Source organism: Salegentibacter mishustinae, assembly GCF_002900095.1.
GTDB classification, from domain to species: Bacteria; Bacteroidota; Bacteroidia; order Flavobacteriales; family Flavobacteriaceae; genus Salegentibacter; species Salegentibacter mishustinae.
Map to the genome: position 1 here is coordinate 286,293 of NZ_LLKN01000001.1, position 22,234 is coordinate 308,526.

At 36.8% G+C, this 22,234-nt stretch carries 20 protein-coding genes; 8 read left to right on the forward strand and 12 right to left on the reverse strand.

Translation table 11 applies throughout. The features are described from left to right. Window positions 1-27: 27 nt before the first annotated feature. Window positions 28-1,782 carry a hypothetical protein gene (locus APB85_RS01430; RefSeq protein WP_057480376.1) on the reverse strand — a complete coding sequence of 585 codons (1,755 nt, stop codon included), beginning with the start codon at window positions 1,780-1,782 and terminating at the stop codon, window positions 28-30. A 485-nt stretch (window positions 1,783-2,267) separates the two neighbouring features. Here APB85_RS01430 and APB85_RS01435 point away from each other — a divergent pair, with 485 nt between their 5' ends. The 4 genes from APB85_RS01435 to APB85_RS01450 all read left to right on the forward strand — a co-directional run bounded on the left by APB85_RS01435 (window position 2,268) and on the right by APB85_RS01450 (window position 6,799). Beyond that, complete coding sequence (locus APB85_RS01435; RefSeq protein WP_057480377.1) at window positions 2,268-3,692, forward strand: exonuclease domain-containing protein; 1,425 nt, start codon at window positions 2,268-2,270, stop codon at window positions 3,690-3,692. A gap of 199 nt (window positions 3,693-3,891) precedes the next feature. Then, window positions 3,892-4,614: an iron-sulfur cluster repair di-iron protein gene (gene ric / locus APB85_RS01440; protein WP_057480378.1), complete on the forward strand. Its 723-nt coding sequence runs from the start codon at window positions 3,892-3,894 to the stop codon at window positions 4,612-4,614. A gap of 236 nt (window positions 4,615-4,850) precedes the next feature. Next, on the forward strand, window positions 4,851-6,062 hold the full coding sequence (locus tag APB85_RS01445) for a hypothetical protein (RefSeq protein ID WP_057480379.1): 1,212 nt from the start codon (window positions 4,851-4,853) through the stop codon (window positions 6,060-6,062). Window positions 6,063-6,202: 140 nt separating this feature from the next. Then, on the forward strand, window positions 6,203-6,799 hold the full coding sequence (locus tag APB85_RS01450; protein WP_057480380.1) for a Crp/Fnr family transcriptional regulator: 597 nt from the start codon (window positions 6,203-6,205) through the stop codon (window positions 6,797-6,799). 332 nt (window positions 6,800-7,131) lie between these two features. On the opposite strand, the gene APB85_RS01455 is transcribed toward APB85_RS01450, so the two are convergent. The 8 genes from APB85_RS01455 to APB85_RS01490 form a co-directional block, all read right to left on the reverse strand. Then, complete coding sequence (locus APB85_RS01455; protein WP_057480381.1) at window positions 7,132-7,914, reverse strand: ABC transporter permease; 783 nt, start codon at window positions 7,912-7,914, stop codon at window positions 7,132-7,134. Then, complete coding sequence (locus APB85_RS01460) at window positions 7,907-8,614, reverse strand: ABC transporter ATP-binding protein (RefSeq protein ID WP_057480382.1); 708 nt, start codon at window positions 8,612-8,614, stop codon at window positions 7,907-7,909. The genes APB85_RS01455 and APB85_RS01460 overlap by 8 nt, the downstream gene beginning before the upstream one ends. Next, a complete protein-coding gene (locus APB85_RS01465; protein WP_308429996.1) occupies window positions 8,608-9,759 on the reverse strand; it encodes a nitrous oxide reductase family maturation protein NosD in 1,152 nt (383 codons plus the stop codon). The genes APB85_RS01460 and APB85_RS01465 overlap by 7 nt, the downstream gene beginning before the upstream one ends. Before the next feature lie 94 nt (window positions 9,760-9,853). After that, window positions 9,854-10,294: a nitrous oxide reductase accessory protein NosL gene (locus APB85_RS01470; RefSeq protein ID WP_063870560.1), complete on the reverse strand. Its 441-nt coding sequence runs from the start codon at window positions 10,292-10,294 to the stop codon at window positions 9,854-9,856. A gap of 11 nt (window positions 10,295-10,305) precedes the next feature. Further along, a complete protein-coding gene (locus APB85_RS01475) occupies window positions 10,306-10,923 on the reverse strand; it encodes a hypothetical protein (protein WP_057480385.1) in 618 nt (205 codons plus the stop codon). 87 nt (window positions 10,924-11,010) lie between these two features. Then, entirely contained in the window at window positions 11,011-12,978 is a 1,968-nt protein-coding gene (gene nosZ, locus APB85_RS01480) for a Sec-dependent nitrous-oxide reductase (protein WP_057480386.1), read from the reverse strand. Between the two features lie 38 nt (window positions 12,979-13,016). Beyond that, a complete protein-coding gene (locus APB85_RS01485) occupies window positions 13,017-13,613 on the reverse strand; it encodes a fasciclin domain-containing protein (RefSeq protein ID WP_373295149.1) in 597 nt (198 codons plus the stop codon). 59 nt (window positions 13,614-13,672) lie between these two features. After that, on the reverse strand, window positions 13,673-14,188 hold the full coding sequence (locus APB85_RS01490; protein WP_057480387.1) for a c-type cytochrome: 516 nt from the start codon (window positions 14,186-14,188) through the stop codon (window positions 13,673-13,675). Window positions 14,189-14,416: 228 nt separating this feature from the next. On the opposite strand from APB85_RS01490, the gene APB85_RS01495 reads away from it, so the two are divergent. Then, window positions 14,417-15,529 carry a DUF6544 family protein gene (locus APB85_RS01495; protein WP_057480651.1) on the forward strand — a complete coding sequence of 371 codons (1,113 nt, stop codon included), beginning with the start codon at window positions 14,417-14,419 and terminating at the stop codon, window positions 15,527-15,529. A gap of 54 nt (window positions 15,530-15,583) precedes the next feature. On the opposite strand, the gene APB85_RS01500 is transcribed toward APB85_RS01495, so the two are convergent. Beyond that, window positions 15,584-16,738: a porin gene (locus APB85_RS01500; protein ID WP_057480388.1), complete on the reverse strand. Its 1,155-nt coding sequence runs from the start codon at window positions 16,736-16,738 to the stop codon at window positions 15,584-15,586. A gap of 636 nt (window positions 16,739-17,374) precedes the next feature. On the opposite strand from APB85_RS01500, the gene APB85_RS01505 reads away from it, so the two are divergent. After that, the gene (locus tag APB85_RS01505) at window positions 17,375-18,706 is read left to right on the forward strand and encodes a tyrosine-type recombinase/integrase (RefSeq protein ID WP_057480389.1); all 1,332 of its coding nucleotides are present in this window, start codon (window positions 17,375-17,377) and stop codon (window positions 18,704-18,706) included. Window positions 18,707-18,712: 6 nt separating this feature from the next. Next, complete coding sequence (locus tag APB85_RS01510; protein WP_057480390.1) at window positions 18,713-19,651, forward strand: hypothetical protein; 939 nt, start codon at window positions 18,713-18,715, stop codon at window positions 19,649-19,651. 500 nt (window positions 19,652-20,151) lie between these two features. On the opposite strand, the gene APB85_RS01515 is transcribed toward APB85_RS01510, so the two are convergent. After that, on the reverse strand, window positions 20,152-20,625 hold the full coding sequence (locus tag APB85_RS01515) for a cupin domain-containing protein (RefSeq protein WP_057480391.1): 474 nt from the start codon (window positions 20,623-20,625) through the stop codon (window positions 20,152-20,154). A gap of 7 nt (window positions 20,626-20,632) precedes the next feature. Then, on the reverse strand, window positions 20,633-21,748 hold the full coding sequence (locus tag APB85_RS01520; protein ID WP_057480392.1) for an alpha/beta hydrolase: 1,116 nt from the start codon (window positions 21,746-21,748) through the stop codon (window positions 20,633-20,635). Window positions 21,749-21,911: 163 nt separating this feature from the next. On the opposite strand from APB85_RS01520, the gene APB85_RS01525 reads away from it, so the two are divergent. After that, on the forward strand, window positions 21,912-22,190 hold the full coding sequence (locus APB85_RS01525; protein WP_057480393.1) for a helix-turn-helix domain-containing protein: 279 nt from the start codon (window positions 21,912-21,914) through the stop codon (window positions 22,188-22,190). Window positions 22,191-22,234: the final 44 nt, after the last annotated feature.

Below are 22,234 nucleotides of genomic sequence, written 5' to 3' on the forward strand. Positions count from 1 at the left end.
TTTTTTCATATAGATTATTGTATACCGTTATTTCTTTTTAGTCAGTGCAGATATATATTCTATAATTGGTATATCTAAACCCAAGTTAACAAAACTGTTTTTAGAGGATATTGAATTATCAACAATTGGACTAGAAATACTAAGATTTGCTGAAAGTCCGTTAAAAAAAGTCATACCCATTCCGGCTCCAACTAGGGCGTAATCAAAGTTTTCCTCGGATTTTAAATCAACCAAGTTATATAGTAAACCTGACGCATATCCATATATATATACGTCACTTATTAACGGTTCTTCTTGTGGCCTCAGCCAGTAAGTCTGCTTACCATAATATTCAAAACTTTCTCCGGCCTCAAAAGCGTGCGTATATTTCCAATTCCATAATTTCCATTTAATCCCGATTTTCTCACTGGCATAATAAAGACTACCTATTGAACTTGTGCTATTTGATTCATTATCAATGAGGCTGTTATTATTACTGAATGACGCATAATTAACTCCCATACTAAAAAATGGTGTAATATATTTTGTGAACTTTTTCTTTGTTATAGAATTAAACCTTTGGTCAATAGTGGAAATAAGGGATTCAATATCAACATATAAATAGCCAATCTCTTTTGTTTCATTGGTAACTTCATCTACTAGATTACCTGATAAATCATTGAACTCTACCAACGTGTTTTCCAACAAAAACTCTAATACTGTAGAAATGGCGTCATTAGGATATTGATTTTTTGCGACACTAATAAACTCTACAATTAAATATTTCATAGAATAATATTGGCTTTGAGTCATAGTAAAATCTTTGAACTGACTTTTTTCTAAACTTTTATAAAAATCATAGAGATTTTCGTATTCGTCAAAGTTAGACCGAACTAGACCTGATAGTTTAGTTAAATAATTCTTTTGGTCAATATTTAAAAAATTTGAATATTTTATTCTTAGATTATCTATTTCTGACGAAATTTCAGAACCATTAGCTTCTGTGATTTTCTGTAATAAAATATCAATTTCATTTTTAAGACCAGCATCATTCACTTTTTTTCCTATTTCAATCAATTCATTTGTTTGATTTGAAACAAGTAATATATCTTCTATGCTTTTAGTGACAGTCTGTTTTAAAGTATTCAATTGAGTGACCCTTTGTGTATTGTTATTAGCATTAGCTATTTTGAGTTCTAAGACGAATACATTATCCGATTCATACCACCTTCTGAAGTTGACATTTTCTAATGAATTTTTGAACTTAAATTGTTCTTGAAATTTATCCTCATTTTCGATGACGATTTGATAACACAAATCGACTAATAAATTAAAGTCCTCAACATTAGTTGTTTGATTTACTCTTATTTTATTATTGTTGTCAATATTGTTAAGATTCACTTTAGCATTCAAAACTGTTTGCTTATTTGTATAATATGCTAGTCCAAAAATAAATGCAAATTCAGCGGTATTTTCAATAGCTGTTTTAGTCATAACAGTCTTATTCTTACCACTTGTAAGTATATCCATTAAATTGTATAAATAATTAAATGTAGCGAAGTTATTCAGCTTCTTCGTATAATTATTGTCTGAATCTTTGAATTGTTTAACAATAGTATTTCTAAATACTCTTTCTTTAATTTCTTCTTGTTTTTGTTGAATAATTGCAGTTAATACTTCTGTGTCAATATTTCCTTTGGAAACAGAGGGATTAGTTCCTGTTAAATTTAACGTAGGACTGTCTTGTGCATGGCATACTATTCCAAGGACAAGGAACAAAAATGTAGTAATTTTAGTTTTCATATTGGTTGATTTTAATATTATATAACTCCTTATATATTCAACCCCCTATTTCTCTAACCGTAATTCTATAAAAATGACAACTACTAGGTATCACTTAATAGCTTCCGGAATAAGCCACTTATTCCAAAAAATTAGAAATATGAGTTTTTGATAAAAAACAGCCTATAGGGATAGCTGTCCAGGCAAATTATTTAATAACAGTTACCGCTGTTAAATTTTTAACAATATAAGAAGAAGATTAAAATTTTTTAGAAATTACTGATAATTTTTTTTAAATGCGACAGAATCTTTAGCAGCACTTAGATCCCCGATAAAAAATCGGGATAGGCTCTAAAATAATCCCGAAGCTTCGGGACAGGATGACGACTTAAAAAACTGAAACATCCCGATGCTTCGGGACAGCTTGACATAGGCTAAATAGGAATATATCCAATATTTAGTATTTTTTCCTTTTAAAACTTCAGAAATAATTATAATTTGGCCGTATGAAAGATGTCAAATTTGCGATAACCGATATTGAAACCACGGGCGGCGGCATTAAAGGCAATAAAATTACCGAAATTTGTGTGCTGGTGGTTCAAAATGGAGAAGTGATAGACGAATACACTTCCCTGGTAAATCCCGGGACCGAGATTCCGCTGTACATTGAAACGCTTACCAATATTAACGACGAGATGCTTGTTGATGCCCCTAAATTCGCAGAGATAGCTCCAGAAATTCAAAAGATCACCAAAGATTGTGTGTTTGTGGCGCACAATGTAAATTTCGATTATAATATTATTAAAGCCGAGTTTGGGAGCTTAGATATGAGCTTTCAGCGAAAACGCCTTTGTACGGTTAGGCTGGCTAAAAAGCTTATTCCGGGGCTGTTTTCGTATAGCCTTGGCAATATTTGTACTTCCATCAATATTCCGCATTACGACAGGCACCGTGCAAAAGGAGATTGTGAAGCCACGGTGACGCTTTTTCAACGTTGTTTAGCCCTGGATCCAGAATACGAGATATTCGAAAAAATGCTAAATCAGAAAACCGCGGCCTCGTACCTGCCACCAAATTTTAAAAATTCAGATTTCGAAAAATTGCCTACTTCCACCGGAGTATATTTCTTTAAGGATAAAGATGGCATCCCAATTTATATTGGCAAGGCCAAAAATATAAAGAGCAGGGTAAAATCTCATTTCCAGGAAAGATCTAACCGCAAATATAAAATGATGCAGGCCACGTATAGTATAGACTACGAGCTTACCGGAAGCGAAGTGCTTGCTTTGTTGCGGGAATCGGCCTTAATCCTAAAATATTTCCCGGAATTCAATAAAGCACAGAAGAAGGTGAGTCGGCCATATACCCTAACCTCCTATCACAACCAAAAAGGTATCGAGCAGTTTGTAATTCATAAAAATAAGGTTTCGCCGGTAAGCTGGATGAAATTCTATACCCGGGAAGAAGCCGTAAAGTTCCTGGAGTTTCTTTGCCAAAAATTTGAGCTATGCCCCAGGTATTGCGGCTTGCAAACCGGCGTAGATCATTGCAGCCATTATAAGATTAAAGACTGCAGCGGGATGTGTAAAGGAGAAATAGAGCAGTACGAATATAACCACCGGGTTTCTAAAGCGGTAGATTATATCCAGCAATATGAAAATTCGTGCCTGCTGGTGGAAAAAGGAAGATCCAAAGCCGAAAAATCTTTTATTTACCTGAAAAAAGGCCGCTATGCCGGTTACGGTTATGTAGAAAATTCAGATGATTTTAATGTAGATCAATTTGAGGATTACCTGATTCCGCAGCAAAATTCGAGCTATGCTGACAGGATCGTGAATAAGTATTTAAGTACTAAAAAGAATCTAACAAGGTTGGAACTTAACCAGGTTGAAGAAGTGGAAGAAAGAGAAACAGAAGAGTGGTTTGGATGATTAGCCTTTTAATTTTTCATTGGTAAAAACCCTTCGACTGTGCTCGGGCTAAACCAGGCCAAAAAATCCAGACTTACTAAACTCTTCAAATATTCCAGTTGCATCTACGAATTTTCTCATTATGACCTGACTCATAAATTAGCAGAAGGACAAGGCAGATATTTGTATATGAAATATTGTTCAACTTAAAGCTATTATTATGAATGCAGGAACTGGTAAAACCGTAGCCGATTACGTTACCGAAAATATTAAAAACGCGCATCTATTTAAAAAACGCGGCATCGATTTTTGTTGTGGCGGAGGAATTAGCTTAGCTGAAGCTGCGGCGAAAGCTAATGTGAGCTTAGAAATACTGGAAAGAGAATTACAGGAAACAGATTCGGCTATTAGCCCCGGTTATGATTATAGAAACTGGAAACTGGACTTCTTAACTGACCATATTATAAACGTACATCACCAGTATGTGCAGGAAAATATCCCGTTGCTTATTCAATATGCCGCAAAAGTGGCTAAAGTACACGGAGGCCAGAGAAAAGAACTATTTGATATCCAGCAATTATTTACCGAGGTAGCCCAGGAATTAAGCGCCCACCTAAAGAAAGAAGAACTTATTCTGTTTCCATTTATCAAAAAAATGCTAAGAGCGAAGGAAGAAGGTACTCCTGCACCACAACCGCATTTCGGGAAAATTGACGATCCAATTGAAATGATGGAGGCTGAACACGACGAAGCCGGCGCCATTTTTAAACAAATTGCTAAGCTAAGTGATAATTATACCTGCCCCGACTGGGCTTGCAATACTTATAGGGCGTTTTATGCAAAATTGGAAGAGTTTGAAAACGATCTGCACCATCACGTACATCTAGAAAACAACATTCTTTTTCCAAAGGCAATTGAACTTGAGCGCAGTTTAAACAATTAGAGAGATTTCCTCTTAGGATTCCCCCCAAAGCCTAAGAGAAATTTAGTTTTATTTTAGAGGTTTGTTTTTAATTGTGTTGAAGACTACCCCGGGTTAGAAATTTCCCGGGGTATTTGCTTTTTACTCGATAATCGAGAATTAATGCTCCATTCCGAAGCATCGGGATACCTGGAAAAAAAAATCTTTCCATTTAATGCCTCGTTAGCTTGCCACGAGGTAATTTACTATATTCCCGGATGTTTCGTTTAGACCTAAAAGCCCATACTAACATTGCTTTTGCCTATTTTTTCCTGGCTGCCGGCCTGGGAATTTTACTCCGGCTTTTTTACGTAACTCCCATTGCGGCAAATTATAAATATATTATTCACGCGCATTCTCATACCGCTTTGCTGGGTTGGGTATATCTTGCATTAACCGGAATTATTTATCGCTTACTTTTTCAAACTACAAAGCTTCCCAAAAAATACCTGTACATTTTCCTGGTAACCAATATTAGTTTGCTGGGCATGTTATTTAGTTTCCCTTTCCAGGGTTATGCGGTGGTTTCTATAATTTTTTCCACCCTTTTTTTGTTTTGCTCCTATTTTTATACCGGCTTTATTTTACGAAATACTCCGGACGAGCATAGGCACACCCAATATTTTAAACTTATAAAAGCTGCCTTATGGTATATGGTTTTTTCCAGTATTGGCCCCTGGGCTCTGGGCGCAATTATGAGTACGCTGGGCAAAGCTTCTATCTGGTATAAACTTTCTATCTATTTCTATCTTCATTTTCAATATAATGCCTGGTTTTTATTAGGCATTTTAGGTATTGTATTTTACCTTTTTCAGAAATTAAAATTGACATTTGCTCCAAGCGAGTTTAAGCGGTTTTTCTACCTGTTAAACTTCGGAGTGATCTTAAGCTTTTTTCTTTCTACTTATTGGACAAATCCGCCCATAGTTTTCCATTTTTTAGGTGGACTTGGCGTTATTTTACTGTTACTTGCTTTTTACCAACTTTTCGCGTTTATCCTGCGGAATAAATATCAATTGAAAGCCGGCTTGAGTTCATTTAATTATCAAATTTTAAAGATTACAGGCATATTATTGGTTGGGAAGATCTTTATGCAAAGCCTTACCGCAATTCCTTTTTTTGCCGACCTGGCTTTTGAAAATCTGGATTTTGTTATTGGCTATTTACACTGGGTTTTTCTTGGTTTTGTCTCCCTGGCTTTATTCGGGTTTTTAAATTGGTTGAAATTGATAAGGCTTCCCAAAAAAGCATTTTACCTGTACCTCAGCGGATTTTTAATTTCTGAAATGCTTATTTTCTACAAAGGTTTTGTGCTATGGCTGGGACTTCCGTTTTTCAGCAGTTATTTTCTGATCCTGGTTTTGGTAAGTGCACTAATTCCCATTGCTGTAGGTTGGATCATAGGCCTAAATTTTAGGAAAAATAAGTAAACTCTTCATTATTCATTCTCAGAAGATATGACCGTTCTCATTTATTAACACAGTAATTTTCATCAGGTTTGCTATACATGATAAACGAGATTAAATGCTTAGTGAGCTTGCTTGGAAGTTGTTTAAATTAAAAGAATAGAATGATTGAAGAACGTATTTTGCTGGATTTTGGAGCTTCGAAGGAAATTTACCATAAAGGAGACCAGCTTTTTGGGGAAGGCGAAATTGCTCTTAATTTCTTTCAAATTATTTCCGGAGAGATCAAGATGAATAATTATAATGCCGATGGCAAGGAATTTATACAGGGTTTATTTGTAGACGGGCAGAGTTTTGGCGAACCACCCTTGCTGGCCGACGTAAAATATCCTGCAAATGCCGAGGCTATAAAAACTTCAGAAGTATTAAAACTACCAAAACTCAACTTTTTAGAACTGCTCACCAAACATCCTGAAACGCATTTAAAACTCACTCGAACCCTTGCAAAAAGGCTTTTTTATAAAGCGATTATGGTTTCTGAAATTTCGAGTCAGGATCCGGAACATCGAATTATAAGGATCCTGGATTACCTAAAACGATACGTACATCACATTGAAGGTGAATTTAAATTTAAAGTAAACCTCACCCGTCAGCAAATAGCCGATCTAACCGGGCTACGGGTAGAAACGGTAATAAGGGCTATGAAAGGCCTGGAAAAGAAAGGCGAAATAAGAATTAAAAGCGGAAAAGTATATCGCTAAGCCCTTATTAGCTTCTTTATAATTTTTAAATATTATAATACAATTTATTCTTTTTTGCATTGCCCAAAAATGAAACAAAAAAGTCTAGGCTTACGAAACTTTATCTAAATTTTATCGTACAATCCCTAAATTTTAGGAACTCTCCCGATAAAAATCGGGATCAAACAGCCTAAAATTTGACGGAATTTTCACTTCAAATTTCACGATAAACTTTCGGTAGGCCGAAAAAACAACACTGCTAAAAATGAACCGAATCAATTTAAAGCTTTAGACACTCAATTTTAATAGGGTCTCACAGAACTACCCTATTTACAAAGCTATTGGATTCAAATTTAAAAATCTTTTTTAGCTGAAATATATTTTATTCTCCAAACAGGAAGTATCACCCATAAGCTCAGCACTGCAATCGAGGTTAACGCGCCCAGACCTGTTCCAAAAAACTGTTTAAATACAGCGCCGGTATAACCCAGCAAAGCAGAAATATCTAATTTCAGCAAAATGAGTATCCTGGAAAGATCTATAGGATTCAGCATACTTGCCACCAGGGAGAATTTATCCAGCGGGTAATCCTGAAAATAAACCAGCGACAGTAAGAAGAGTCCGTCGTACACCACAGCCAGGAAAAGCCAAAGCAAGATCGCCAGGCCAAAGCCTTTTATTTTATTCTCATGAGATAAAGCGATATTAAAAGCCAAAGCGGTAAAAATAAAAGTGAGAAATACCCCGGAAACCAAAAGAGAAGCGAAATCCCAAATTGCCCCCGACTGGAATAAACCGTAGATAATAAAAGGCAAGCCTAATCCAAGAATAAGACTGGCCGATAAAGATATAGCCACGCCTAGGTATTGCCCTAGAAAAATAGAACTTCTTCTTACCGGTTGCGCCAGGAGTAGCTCTGTGAATTCCCGCGAATTATAAAAGTACATCACTCCAAAGATGGTCCCAATAAGAGGCACCAGAATAATGATCACGTTCATTAAAGTAATTACCGCATTAGAAAGGTCGTTGTTTAAAAACAACAAGACTACTCCCAAAAGCAAGTAAAAAAAGAAGTAGACGTAACTCCAGAGGCTACGCGAAAGGTCGTAAAAACTATATTTTAATATTTTAAGCATGGTTCTCGGTTAAGATGTTGGCAATGGCATGTTCAAAATCCTTTTCGCCTGTAGAAGTTTTAAGCTCCTCTACCGTTCCGTTGAAATAGATTTGACCTTCCAGAAGAAATACAATTCTGTCTGATATTTCTTCCACAAAATTCATAATATGCGAAGTGATAAGAATGGTCTTCCCTTTCTCTTTTTCCCGCTGAATAAGTTTTCGCAGGCGTATAAGCGAAACAGGATCCAGGCCTGAGGTTGGCTCATCAAGAATAATTAACGGACTATCGAACATAAAACATAAGACAAGATTTACCTTCTGTTTACTTCCTCCTGAAAGATTACTGAGCTTTTTTTCCAGAAATGGTTCCAGCTTAAAAAGATCTATCAGCTCCTGGTCGCGCGCTTCTTTACCACGCAGATCTTTAATCATATCAATAAGCTCCTGTACCTTTAAATTGCCGGGAAAATTTGCTATTTGCGGCAGGTAATCTATATTTTTTCGGTAATTCCAGTGTTTTTTTACCCTTTCCCCGTTAATTTGAATTTCTCCCTTTTGGGGTACTACCATCCCAAGGATACTTTTTATAAGCGTGGTTTTCCCGGAACCGTTTGGCCCCAATACCGCTACAATTCCGCTTTCGGGGGTCTTAAGGTTAAGTCCGTTTAGCACAACCAGCGGACCAAATTTTTTATGGAGGTTTGTAATATTTACCATTGGATTCTTTTCATTTGGGGTTGAGCATCAATAAGATCGGCCGGCGTAAAAATTGGAGAAACTTTCTCTGAAAAATCCAGCAGATCTATAAACGTACTTCTTAATAGCACTATCGCTTCCGGGGTTTTGTTCACGAGGTAGGAAAATAGCGTCACCGGTCTAAAAGGCACATCTCCAATTCCATCTCTATTTAAATCGTAGCCGGAATAACCGCTCCAGTAATTATTGGTGAACTTATTGTTATTGAGTCTCCCGGTATAGGCTACATCAAAAGAATTGTATAAAAAATTATTGCGTTTAAAATTGTTATCATAAACAGCACCCCGAATTCTTATCGCGTAACCATTATTCCTAAAATCGTTTTCTATATAATCTATGCGGTTCGTATTATCGGCACTAATCGCTATAGTGTTATCTTCAAAAATATTATTCTTTAATTCTGAATCGTTTATTTCTTTTAGCAGAAGTCCGTAGGAAGCGCTCCCCCAGTTTTTCCTGAACTGGTTATCCTGCATATCAATAAATTTGGAATACATTACAGCTACACCGGCTCCATTGTTTTCAAAAATATTGCCCTTATATAGATCGTGATCTGAAAACATAAAATGCAGGCCGTAACGTAAATTGTCTTTGCATAGGTTATTGATGATCTCTGAATTATTTACAAACTCCAGGTAAATGCCATCTCTAAGACCAATTACTTCGTTATTCTTTACAGTAATTTCTTCCGATTTCCAGATATGTACACCATTACCCGAAGTAGATTGGCTTTCAGCATTACTAGTAATAATATTTCCTGAAACTGTTCCTTCTGACGATCTTTCTAAAAGAATCCCAAAAAACACCTGATCCAGCCTGTTGTTCTTTATCTCAAAATTTTTAGCGTTTGAAACCAGGATCCCCGCAAAGTCGTTGGTATGACTTCTACCCACGTTTATAATTTTCAAACCTTCAATCGAAAAATTTTCTGCTCTTACACTTACGGCGGTCCCTTCCATTTCAGCGTCTATCACCGGAAACCCCTCGCCTATTATAGTAAGGGATTTATCGATAATGCTTATGTCGTGTTCTTTATAAGTCCCGCTTTTAATCCTGAGAATATCACCATCTTCGGCCATATCTACAGCAGCCTGAATAGTCTTCACCTCACAAGACTTACAGACTTCTATCTCCTGAGCCTGGGAAACCACAGATGCTAGAACGAGAAATAAGAAAAGAAAAAACGACCTTAACATAGTATCAATAGCTTGTTGTTAATGAATCATTTTCGAGAAAAATAGTCTTTAATTCCTGCCAGTTGAAGATGTCTTTAGATTCCGTATTCACCACAGCACTTTCCTTTTTAAAAGCGGCAAGGTTGCCACCCATGGGAGATTTTATACTATCGTTTATCACGAAATTTGCTTCGTTCACACTTATCATAGTTCCCGGCTGTTCAAAATTGGCAACCAGGTTTACGGGCATTTCGTAATTATGCTGAAGCTGGTGGTTTACCATGCATTCTATAGCATCATATTTGTACTGCTTTCCTTTTTCACTTACAGCCTGCGCAGCATAAGCCTTACTCACAATAGTCATCTCGCAAAAATCACAGTTATCCTTACCATAATCTATAGGTTGGGGTTCACTACTACAAGCTGTAAATAGTACGAGTACAAGTAGGTAAATTATCTTTTTCATAGCTTTAATTTTTATTTAGCCATCGTTTCATTTGCCTTTTTCCCAATCCACCAGGCGACCAGAGTTAATAACATTCCTACAAACATTAAATAAGCGCCTGCCCTGGGATAAGAATGTGCGGTGAAATTCAAAATCTTCTGTGATCCCAGCAAGGGTGGTTTATAGCTCAAAGGATTACCTTCAGAATCGGTTAACTTCATAATCGCTTTGGGATCAAGGTCAGTTCCATAATCGGTTAGCCAATTATTGAAATCCATCATTCCCAGGATGCCTAAAAAAGTCATTAAGATAAGCCAGCCTAAGAACCAGTTTGGATGAATAATTCTAAAGAAGCCAAGTATTCCCAGGAGAGCACCAAGCGCAGCCATTCCTCCAATTACAATGGGAAAAGTATTGAATTCCCACATTTCGGCCGGGGTAGGGATCTTCTTCATCCCAATATAGTGGTTAATACCATCTATATTCTGAATATCAAATTCTTCTTCCCCCTGAATTCCATTAATATAAATATTCATCCCCAGGGGATCTGGATATTGTGGGGCTTCCAGCTGGATGTTCCAGAGCGGATAGATAAACAGCCCGAGCAGTAAAGCTGAACCTATTATCATTAAAATTCCTGATTTTTTCATTGTAAGGGGATTTTTAAAAGAAAGCGGGTAAACATTCCATCCACCCGCCTTCTCGATCTAAAAACAACCAGTTTTCAACTAAATAAACTAATTAATCTCTTCATCATCCAAAGTCCATTTTAAAGGCACATTTGAATTTTGGCCAGATACTCTTACGTATCCCTGCATTTCCTGGTGAAGCGCTGAACAGAAGTCGGTACAGTAAAATGGCCAAACTCCTTCTTTTTTAGGTTCCCAGGTAATTGTTTTTGTTTGCCCGGGCATAATTAAAAGCTCAGAGGTATTTGCACCAATCATAGCGAAGCCGTGCGGTACATCAAAATCCTGCTCAAGGTTAGTAACGTGGAAGAATACCTTATCTCCTACTTTTATACCTTCAAGGTTATCTGGTGAGAAGTGACTTCTCACGGTAGTCATATATACGTGAACTTCATTCCCATCACGCTCCATTTTTGTTTCAGACTCGCTAGTAGCAGCATATTCGTGCTCGTTTTCATCCAGTCGGTAAATCTTTTTAGATTGAGACTTAATCTTTTCGGCAGGAATACCGGCAGCGTAGTGAGGTTCTCCGTGAGTTGGAAAGTCTAAAAGAAGTTCCATTTTTTCGCCGGAAATATCATATAGCTGTGCAGAGTGCTCCAATTCGGGTCCTGTTGGCAGGTAACGATCTTTGGTAATTTTGTTCATAGAGATCATATACTTCCCATAAGGTTCTCTTGAATTTCCTCCGGGAATCATAAGGTGACCAACAGAATAGTAACTAGGCTGTCTGTCTAGCACCTCCCAGGTTCCTAATTTCCATTTCACAACTTCAGAAGAGATAAAGAAAGTAGTATAAGCATTTCCTTTACCATCAAACTCGGTATGCAGTGGGCCTAATCCTCCTTCTTTCACAGTTCCTGCAAGGGTAGAATCGAAGTTTAAAATTGGAATACCATAAGCATCACCGTCAAAATCTTTATTTTCAATAGCCTTAAGCATTTTTGAGAAAGAGTGAACGGTTAGATCTGTTGAAAGCTTTCCGTTACCTACAATGTACTCTCCAGATGGATCTACATCACAACCGTGAGGAGATTTTGGAGTTGGCATAAAGTATACCGCTCCTTCTACTTCTCTTGGATCTACGGTAAGCACTTTATTTTTCATAGTAGTGGTAGCAGCCTGGGTACTGTGGTCAAAAACATTGTGCGCATATTCAGCAGCGATTTCTTCGCCACCTCCATTTTCCACATATTCCTGGATCTTTTTCCAGTTTACAGCTGCAATAAAATCTTTATCATTTTGAGAAGCATTAACTTCCTGCATGGTGTGAGCTTCTTCGGTATTATAAGTAGTAAAGAAGAACCAACCGTGAGAATCTCCACGTCCGGGGTGGGAAAGGTCGTAGTTGAATCCTGGCATTTTAAGCTGAAAATCGATATTCATTCTACCGTCTTCACCAACCGCAATAAAGGTAAGAGGACCTTTAAAGTTCCCTTTCATTTGATCTATAGCCATATCCTCCTGTGGATAAGGAACAGAGAAACGCGTACCTGCAACTACATATTCTGTGTTTTCGGTAATGAAAGAAGAAGAGTGGTTCCCTGCACTGTGAGGGATCTCAATGATCTCTTCGGTTTCAAAAGTTTCAAGACTAATACGTGCTATCCTTGGCGTGTTATTCTCGTTGATAAATATCCAACGCCCATCAAGTTCTCCTTCGGTTTGAGAAATATCAGGATGGTGAGAATCTCCCCACGGCACAAATCCGAAAGAAGTATTTAACATTGGTACTGTTTCCTCAGAATATCCATAACCATTGGTTGGGAATTGTGAAAAAACAGGGATCTCTTTAAGCATTCTTCCTGAAGGCAAACCGTAAACTGTTAGGTTACCACTATATCCACCTGAAAGGAATGCATAATATTCATCATGTTCTCCCGGCGCTACATAAACACGTTCGGCTGCGTTAGAAGTGATGGCTCCTGATTTCTCACCAGAAGATTCATCATTCCCACATGACTGGATAAATAGCCCCAGGACTCCCAGAACCGCGATTTTAAAAATATTTTTCATTAGATTGGGTTTTAATTTATTAATTGAAATTAGATTGATTATTCTTTTGGTAAAATGACGTCTTCCACTATATGCACCCATCCGTTACTTACTTTAACGGTACCTACAATTTTAGCTCCTCCAACAATAATGTCTTCGCCTTCCTTACTCACCTCAACATTCTCTCCTGAAGCCATATAAAGGCTACGCCCCTTTTCGATATTCTTCTCAAGCATATCTATGGGATAATTGCTAGGCGCCACATGATTTTTAAGGATATAAGCCAGTTTAGACTTGTTTTCTGGTTTTAAAAGATCTTCAACGGTGCCATCGGGTAGTTTATCGAAAGCTGCATCTGTTGGAGCAAAAACCGTAAGCGGCCCAACATTAACAAGCGCATTTTCAACACCTGCAGCTTGCACTGCCGCTACCAAAGTGGTGTGATCTTTAGAATCCATGGCTAAGCGCAAAGCATTTGGATTTTCACTATCGCCTTCAATAAAAGCCTGGCCCTTATTGGAGCCCTCATTATTTTCAGCTTCAGTAGTTGCGGCAGGAGTTTCACCTTCATCTGTTTTATTATCCTTACAGCCAATAAAAATAGTAGCACTTAAAAGCAGGATACACGTTATTAAAAAAGGGAGTTTTTTCATCATTGATTGGTTTAGTTAGGTTTTGTTTGCCTTCAGGTTAACTCATTGTTTACTGGAACAAGCTAATTTTGCTTATCATATTGTCTGAAATATTCTACAATAGCCCTGGCCTCATCTTCTTTAAGCCCCTGGTTAGCCATAACAGCCATATTTGACTCTATTAATAATTTTTTGGCGATAGGATCTTTTTTGATCATTTCTTCGGGATTAAGAATCATATTCATGATCCACTCGGGGGAGCGTCTTTCGGTAACACCAGCTAGCGATGGACCAACAAATTTCTTATCCATTTTGTGGCAGGCAGAACACATTTTCTTAAAAATATCTGCTCCATTAGCAGCCATTTCAGCATTGATATCGGCGGGTAGCTCCATAGATTTTACCGGGCCAATTCCTTTATTGGCTAAAGCAACACCAGAATCCTGAGAGGTATTATCGGTTTCAACCTTTTCTTTTTTAGGTTGAGATCCATAATCATCTAGGCGAAGATCTTTTTCATTGTCTTTTTCTGAATTTCCGCAGGCTGCGAATGAAAATACCAGGGCTATAGCCAATCCTATTTTTACAAATAATTTCATAATGATTGTTTTTGATTTCTGAAGTAAAATTACCAGACAAGTCAATCCTATTTTATGACCCGAATCATAACAGAAATAAAACTTATTATGGCGCTAATTTTTCTGATGTGGTTATTACTGAAACCATTAATAGAGAGGTTTTTAAAAGGAAAAATACCCTCTATAAAGATTAAGTGATAAAAAAACCTGCTATCTTTAAGGGAGTAAAGCTTGGTTCAGGTAAAAAATATGCGAATAGCCTTATCTATAGTGATCGTTATACACGGAATTATCCATGTTTTTGGATTTCTAAAAGCATTCGGTTTTTCAGAATTTGATGCAATTTCCCAGCCAATTTCCAAAACCTTCGGCATCCTCTGGTTACTCGCCTTTCTCTTATTTGCAGTTACTTTAAGCCTGTATTTAAGTTATTATCGTTACTGGTGGATAATTGCAATTTTTGCAGTTATACTCTCCCAGTTTTTAATTATTAGTTATTGGAGCGATAGCAAATTCGGAACGATCTTCAACCTGGTAATTCTTGTTGCTGCACTAATAGGTTTTTCAACAATTAGCTTTCAAAAAAAGGTAACTGCTGAAGTAAGCGATTTATTCGCTGAATCTGAAAAATCAGGAAAAATTATACTTACAGAACAAATGCTTAAGAGCTTTCCTCATCCTGTAAAAAAATGGCTTTGCAATAGCGGAATACCCGGAAATGAAATACTCCAGCATGTCTATTTAGAGCAGGAAATACAAATGCTGATGAAACCGGAACAAAAAGATTGGATGAAGGCTGAAGCCAAACAATATTTTAGTGTAAAACCACCAGCTTTTAACTGGACGATAGATCTTAATATGAAGCCGGGTTTAAAGGTGGTAGGCAGGGATAGATTTGAAGATGGAAAAGGTGAAATGCTTATAAAATTATTATCGGCTATTCCTATGGTGAACGCAAAAGACAGTGAAAAAGTAGACCAGGCTACTTTACAAAGATATCTGGCCGAAATTGTTTGGTTTCCCTCTGCGGCTATAAGTTCGTATATAAGCTGGGAGCCCATAGATGACTATTCTGCGAACGCCATTATGAATTATAAAGGAACAGAAGGTTCGGGCGTGTTTCATTTTGATGAAAATGGGGATTTTAAAAAGTTTGTAGCCATGCGCTACAAAGATGCCAGTGACGCCGAACCTGCCGAATGGACCGTTACTGCAATTAACACCGAAGTACGCAACGGAATAAGAATTCCGGTTCAATCTGAAGTAAAGTGGAAATTAGATGAAGGCGAATGGACCTGGTTAAAATTAAGGATATCTGATATAAAATATAATGATCAGTATTTAGCTTCTAAGAGAAACTAAATATTTATAGAGGTTAGTTTAAAAAGAATTCGACTCTTTTTCTTCAAAATAATCTTACAATAATAGAAGCGGCGCAATAATACCTAGCCTTACTTCATTCCTGTTATGATAGGCAGTATCAAATTCCTGTATAGCGTAATTAGAATAAGTATAGAATCGGCCGATATAGGCAAAGAAAAACCGGATATCAATTTTCTCAATGGGACTATAATATACAGTAGGCACCATTCCGTAGCTCGTTCTTAAATGCTTACGATCGCTTGCAGCATCACCGTAGGCGCTACTGGTCATTAAACTTAATAGCCCTTTAAATTTTGAACTAAAGCGATATTCAGCTCTCAACCAGTTCTCCACATACAGAGCATCTTCAGCTACCGATGTTCCAGCCATGATATCTGTTACTATGCCTTTTGTATCTACTTCCTCATAGCTGTAGTTGAAATCGTACATTAAAGTAAGATTACGGTTTTGGTATTTATTTCCTAAGGTAAAGAAATAGGTCCCTTTATTTTTCACCTGGTTAGAATAACTTAGGCTATAGATAGTTTGAATTTTCCCATCAAAAAAACTACCGCGCCAGTTTCCAACAATTGCTACAGGCCAGTCAGGTTCCTGAATATTTTCTGCAACCACATCGCCATAAATGTCATCATAAAGCATGGTACGTGAATTCAAGATCTGAAACCCAAATTTATGATCTACCGAAGGTTTATAAGTAATTCCGGCACCCGTAACAAATGCCAAAGCATTGCTTTGAATATCATTATATTCTAAAACTTCCAAAGCCTTGAACTCGTATTCATAACCGCCGTAAAATGCATAAGTTTTCCCAATAATAAAATCAAGCTTAGGACTGGCTTTTATATTTAAATATGCTAATTCTATATTGCTACCCAGTTGGTCTAGCGTTTGTATATCGCTGCCTTTATTAAACCGGTTTCTAAAACTGAAGTTCACCCTATCGTGTAGTTTTGCTGAAAACCCAAGCGCAGTGAATCCATTTTCAAATTGAATGCCGTTGTAATAACGGTCCCATCCCCTAAAAGTATACGCCTGAAACTCGGTACGCATATCGAAGGTGATATTTAAATTTTTTAAGAGACTTTTCTTTTCTATGGAGATAAGAGGTTGGGCCAGACTGTCACTAATCTGCGAAAATCCCAACATAGGAATTAATAAAAGCGCACTTATTAAAAATGACTTTTTCATAAAGTGATAGAATTTTCAATTCAAATTTCAACGGAATCGTGCGCAGAAGTGTTGCCAAACAATACGTTTGTTATAATAAGAAAACTTTAATTCTGAAGCATCTATACTAAATTTACTAAAATTTAATGGGAAATAGAATTTAGGCTGAATATTTTATAAGACTAATTTTTGGGTTTAACCCAGGAGTGCCTTGAATATTGATTACTCTTTTTGGCAATATTAAATGTGGGTACTATAAAGTTAACTTGTTTATATAAAATTTTAGCGCCTATTTCAGAATAGAAGTGATAATTCCTTGCAAAGGAATTTATAAATAAATAGAAGGTAGACTATTACGCTAATTAGGTGCTTTAGATAGGAAAGCACAAAACATAAAAAAACCGTAAACAGCATTATAAAGCTATTTACGGTTTAAATTTTGTGACCTTGCCAGAACTAAAACTTTTGTATTTGCCAATTTCTAAAAATCGCATGAATTCCCGACTAACGCTTGTATTTATAGTGTTTATAGTACATACCATCCTATATCAATTTATTAATAAAAACAAATAAGATCTAAAATTGTGGACTAAACGTGGACTAAATGCGGACTAAGTTTTTATATTTGCCTCTCTTCAATCCAAAAATCAACACAGGATGGCAATCAATTTCTTTTTACAATCCAAAAAAAATCCAGCAACAATTTATGTTCGTTTACGAGAAGGCAGAAAAATAGATGCTAAAACAAAGACCAAGTTTAAAATAGATCCAGAGTTATTTAAACAAGGTAAGGTTAAGCAGTTAAGAATGAAAACTGGCGCAAGTGCTGAAATTAAAGAAGAGATCCGAAAAGAAAATAAAGCTTTAAATAGGCTTCAGAAAGATCTTGATTCTTTACGTTCAAAAATAACCTCAGCGATTAACAATAGAGAAGAATATGAAGTTGTCAATAGTGGCTGGCTTAAGGAAATAGTTGATCCTCCTAAAAGAGATGAAATCCCTACAGATCTAACCTCCTATTTTGACTACTATTTAAAAGTAAAAGGCATCGAGCTTAAACCTACAACCCGAAAAAAGATCGGAGTATTTAAAAATAGGATCGAAGCATTCCAGAAAGATTACGGTAAAGTATATGTAAACCAAGTTGATAAAAAAATAGGGGTTGCTCTTCAACAATGGTGCGACAAAAAGAATTACGCACATAACACCAAATTACAAACTCTAAAAGTTCTTTTAACTATTTGCAATCACGCTAAGGAGCGCGGTATTCCCACTCATCCTGAACTAGAGTATATAACAAAAGGATTGCGCTACCAAAAATCCAAGCATATACACTTAAACTTAGATGAACTTGACAAAATAGCTGAAACAAAATTGGAAAACGAAACTTTGCAAGCTGCAAGAGATTGGCTTATTATAAGTTGCTATACTGCACAGAGAGTGTCTGACTTTTTAAAATTTTCTTCTAAAGACCTAGTGTTGCGAGATGGTTTTCACTACTTAAGGGTAAAACAGGAAAAAACGGAAAAGCCCGTAGAAATTCCCTTTATGGACAAAGCCTTAGAAGTTATCAAGAGAAGAAATGGAGAGTTTCCTCCTGTTTTCTCTCAAAATGTTGAAAGCAATAAAGCATTATATAACCGATACATTAAAAAAGTTTGCAGAATCGCCAAATTAAATGAGGAAGTCCAACGCAAGAAAAGAGATAAGAAGACTAACAGGTATATCACAGAAACCGCTCCTAAATGGAAGGCAGTTGCAAGTCATATTGGCCGGAGATCTTTTGCTACAAATTTTTACGGAAAAATAGCAACCCCTTTACTTCGCGCCGCTACGGGGCATGCTTCTGAAAGACAATTTTTAAGATACGTTGGTGGAACAGGAAACCATGATTCAACAGCTTTAGCTGGAGAACTTCACACTATCTTTTCCTCTCGAAATAAAGAGCCTAAACTAGAAGTAATTAAGAACGCCTCTAACCAAAACTAATTACTAGTGACTTTACACCACGTAGATTCTTTTCAAGACTATACTGAAGATGAGGTTTTTGCCTCCGTAAAGAACCTTATTAAAAAAGAAAACAGAACTTACACAGCTTTTCAGAAACGCTTATTGTTTGCTGATCTAATTAAATATATCTCTACTGAAAGGCTGCTTATGCCAACCCTAGAGGTTGCCGAAGATTTTAATTTTATTCAGGATCTTAACGACCTCAACAAGCTTGTAGAAACGATACCACTTGATCAAGACTATTCAAGGAAAGACCTAGCACAACTCAAGGCTATAGCATTCTCAGAGATCATCCTAATAAACCTATTTTTTCAGCAATTTGGAAGACCAGAGGACGTTCCAGAACTACAAGTTAGCTATTCCAATAAGGCAGTAGAAACCAACTCTGAAGAGCTTCTAGAGCATCTTAAAAGATCTGCTTATATCAAGATTGCTGAGAATACCGTAAAATCCGGAAAAGCAGCTAAGGACAAATTTAAGGCTATTATTACCTCTATGGCTTCGATTGACTACGCTAACAAAACCGAATTTTTTAAACACGACAAGGAATATCTCAAGGAGATAAAAGACAATATACCGGAGGAAAATACTCCTACAGTTCTTCCAGCACAGAATAAAACCTCACCTTCTTTTTTCAAGCACCCAGAATGCTTTAAACTTTTTGAGGATTATGCCGCAAATTATATAATTGAGCCTTATGTAGACTATAGCTTCATCTTTCAGCAGTTAAAAGACGAAAAGCTAATTCACCCAATCTCTCACAAAGAGTTTATATTATGGCTTAAATCAGCAGGACACACAACGCAAAAAGAGAACGACCTTCTCTTAGAAAAAGGACACTTTAGATCCCTGAGCAAGTCCACTAATCAAGCAAGATTAAATAGCTACTATAAGCTTAAAGATAAATATTTTGAGAATGATTGAATTTCCCTTGTTGCTTTCCTTGTTCAAAAACAAAGCCTTGTTAGTGTCCTTGTTCAGAGTTATACTTCTTTAAGTTGCTTATCTAGCTCAGAAAGCTTTTTATTAAACTCTTGTTTGCGCAGAGCTTCATTATAGAATGGCATCCCAACCAATCTAAATTTCTTATTTTGGTATAGATTCACCTTTTGCCTCTTTTTCTATGTTTCCAAGTAATTCCTCTTTCCAACTATCTCTACTCATTAAATGTTCATCTTTAAGGTCTATGAATAACTGGTAAACAATATCATCATCGGTATTTTTTCAGTTAGAGACAAAACAAAATCTAGCTCAGTCGCTCTACCAATTCTAAAGCGGAATAGCTTAAAAAGCGCTCATTTCGTAGTAAAAAACTTCTTTTTAGGCCTCTCTGAATCTAACACATCTGAAATTTAGGAGAACTTCTTTCCTTTCATAAGTGTCTACTATCGGAAAAACTTCATTATCAACAATGTAATAGAAAACTATTTCTTCAGCTTTTCCGCTATACTATCGTAATATTCTTGAGTAACCACTTCAGTCCAAGTAGTAGGTTGTTCACCGCCATACACCGCTAAATAAGTCACATCACTATCTATAGTTGAGGAGTGCCAATGTTCTGTTTCTTTTTCACATTTAATCACATCACCAGCTTTAAGGATAATTGGATCCTTTCCTCTTTCCTGATAGTAGCCTTCTCCCTCTACGTAAATCAGGACTTGAGTAGAGGCGTGTTTGTGCCAGTCTAGAGTAGAGTTAGCTTTAAAGCTCGCCTTAGTGATATGAAAATTTAAATCTCCTTCAACCTCTAGAAGTCCATTTAACCAAGCTTCTCCAATGTAATGGGTATTGGGAGCCTTTGATCCCGCTTCCAGATAGGAAGAGACTGAATAGTTTTCTTGTTGAGCAAAAACACAAATAGGAACGATAAGTAACAATACTGTGATTAAATTCTTCATTTTTATTCTATTTTTTAGTTAATCCTTTTTCTTTTAGCCAGTTGTACATTAGACCAGCTACTTCTTTATTATTAAGATCTGACATTGGAAAATGAGTATTACCTTCTAATCCTATTTCTGGGAGTGGAACTAGGGTAACATCTCCTCCATATTCATTTACTACATCTCGCCATTTTCTGGCCATAGCTAGCGCAACTCGCCATTGTTCCTTTCCTGGGTTCTGAACAGGCTTCTCGGGAATATAATCACCATAGTAAATAATAATAGGTATTTCTGTTAGGCGTTTAAACTCAGCCATAGGTACTCCCCTAGCGCTTAGTTCTCCCCCTAAATAAGGCATTGCCTCCGGCACTTCAGATTCAGGAAAAACGAAATTACTACCGGGTTCATAGGAAACGATAGCTTTGATATTATTGTTTTTCAGTGCCGCAAGCCATCCCTGACCACCACTGTGGGAGTGAGTAACGAGAACTCCTGATCCTATCTTATCAAACAATTCAGAAACAGCCTCTATATTTACGTTAATATTCAACGGACCTGTATCAGGGGTTATCTGACGAAAAAACTGATCTAAAGCCTTTGGATCTTTTGAGAACTGTACTCCTGAATAAAACTCAGTCCCCAGCCCGAGCCTGAAAATCCCAAACCATAGTTGATCATCTGTAGAAGCAGTGATTGTTGTCGATTCAGTACTCCTGCCAGCTTTTCCCCGTCTTGGTTGGTCGATTAAGTACACAGGAAAATCTTTTCTCAAAAAAATACTCTGGAAACCTTCTCTTCCATCTGGGGTTGTTTGCCAGGTCTTCATAGATTGACCATAGCCATGCCAGAATACCAAGGGTAATTTTCTTGCATTTTCAGGTTTCTGGTAAAAAACAAAAGCATGGTCTCCATGAAGGGTTTGACCTTCGGTTCTTTGATCGCTGGGATTGAATGCTCCATGTTCTATTGGATCAAATGTTCCAGGACTTTCTTTTACTATACCTCCCACGGCAAAACTCCCCTGTTCCTTTAGAACAATTGGTTCCGACATAGAAGATTTAGAACCTGAACAGGCACTGAGGATTAAGGGAATTCCCAGAATCAGAAATCCTGTTTTCAATTTCCAATAAAACGTTTTCATTGTATCAGTTATAGTTTTCCACAATTTAGTAAAGTATTAGCGAAATCTAAATAATCCTGAATCTAAATAATCTTTTTTACTCTTCCGGTAATCGGAAAAAACTGCCATAAATCGGAATCAACCTCAACTCATCTTTGCGGTATAATCATAAACAAATAGATAAATGACAACCGTAACACAGATGCACAACGCATCACCAGAAGAGCTAATTAGTGAAATGCAGAAAGTCTTCAAAAAGGAGGTAGAGGCTTTAAAAGAGCATTTTACTCCAAAAGAACCAGAAGAACTCCTTACCCGAACTGAGACAGCAGAACTACTTAAGCTGAGTATAGCAAGCGTTCATAATTGGGTGAAAAATGGCTGGCTAAAGCAGTACCAAAAAGGAGGTAGAGTTTATTTCAAGAGATCTGAAATAATGGAGAGCCTAACAGCTTGCGATTAGATCCAATCAGCAACAAATTCCACTATACATAAGTATATCTAAGA

What these genes read in the sequence shown, in the direction of transcription:
- nosZ (WP_057480386.1), bottom strand. Translation starts at nt 12,978, where the DNA reads ATGAAAAATATTTTTAAAATCGCGGTTCTGGGAGTCCTGGGGCTATTT.
- APB85_RS01450 (WP_057480380.1), top strand. Translation starts at nt 6,203, where the DNA reads ATGATTGAAGAACGTATTTTGCTGGATTTTGGAGCTTCGAAGGAAATT.
- APB85_RS01520 (WP_057480392.1), bottom strand. Translation starts at nt 21,748, where the DNA reads ATGAAAACGTTTTATTGGAAATTGAAAACAGGATTTCTGATTCTGGGA.
- APB85_RS01470 (WP_063870560.1), bottom strand. Translation starts at nt 10,294, where the DNA reads ATGAAAAAGATAATTTACCTACTTGTACTCGTACTATTTACAGCTTGT.
- APB85_RS01490 (WP_057480387.1), bottom strand. Translation starts at nt 14,188, where the DNA reads ATGAAATTATTTGTAAAAATAGGATTGGCTATAGCCCTGGTATTTTCA.
- APB85_RS01495 (WP_057480651.1), top strand. Translation starts at nt 14,417, where the DNA reads ATGCGAATAGCCTTATCTATAGTGATCGTTATACACGGAATTATCCAT.
- ric (WP_057480378.1), top strand. Translation starts at nt 3,892, where the DNA reads ATGAATGCAGGAACTGGTAAAACCGTAGCCGATTACGTTACCGAAAAT.
- APB85_RS01460 (WP_057480382.1), bottom strand. Translation starts at nt 8,614, where the DNA reads ATGGTAAATATTACAAACCTCCATAAAAAATTTGGTCCGCTGGTTGTG.
- APB85_RS01485 (WP_373295149.1), bottom strand. Translation starts at nt 13,613, where the DNA reads ATGATGAAAAAACTCCCTTTTTTAATAACGTGTATCCTGCTTTTAAGT.
- APB85_RS01505 (WP_057480389.1), top strand. Translation starts at nt 17,375, where the DNA reads ATGGCAATCAATTTCTTTTTACAATCCAAAAAAAATCCAGCAACAATT.
- APB85_RS01525 (WP_057480393.1), top strand. Translation starts at nt 21,912, where the DNA reads ATGACAACCGTAACACAGATGCACAACGCATCACCAGAAGAGCTAATT.
- APB85_RS01500 (WP_057480388.1), bottom strand. Translation starts at nt 16,738, where the DNA reads ATGAAAAAGTCATTTTTAATAAGTGCGCTTTTATTAATTCCTATGTTG.
- APB85_RS01430 (WP_057480376.1), bottom strand. Translation starts at nt 1,782, where the DNA reads ATGAAAACTAAAATTACTACATTTTTGTTCCTTGTCCTTGGAATAGTA.
- APB85_RS01515 (WP_057480391.1), bottom strand. Translation starts at nt 20,625, where the DNA reads ATGAAGAATTTAATCACAGTATTGTTACTTATCGTTCCTATTTGTGTT.
- APB85_RS01435 (WP_057480377.1), top strand. Translation starts at nt 2,268, where the DNA reads ATGAAAGATGTCAAATTTGCGATAACCGATATTGAAACCACGGGCGGC.
- APB85_RS01445 (WP_057480379.1), top strand. Translation starts at nt 4,851, where the DNA reads ATGTTTCGTTTAGACCTAAAAGCCCATACTAACATTGCTTTTGCCTAT.
- APB85_RS01475 (WP_057480385.1), bottom strand. Translation starts at nt 10,923, where the DNA reads ATGAAAAAATCAGGAATTTTAATGATAATAGGTTCAGCTTTACTGCTC.
- APB85_RS01455 (WP_057480381.1), bottom strand. Translation starts at nt 7,914, where the DNA reads ATGCTTAAAATATTAAAATATAGTTTTTACGACCTTTCGCGTAGCCTC.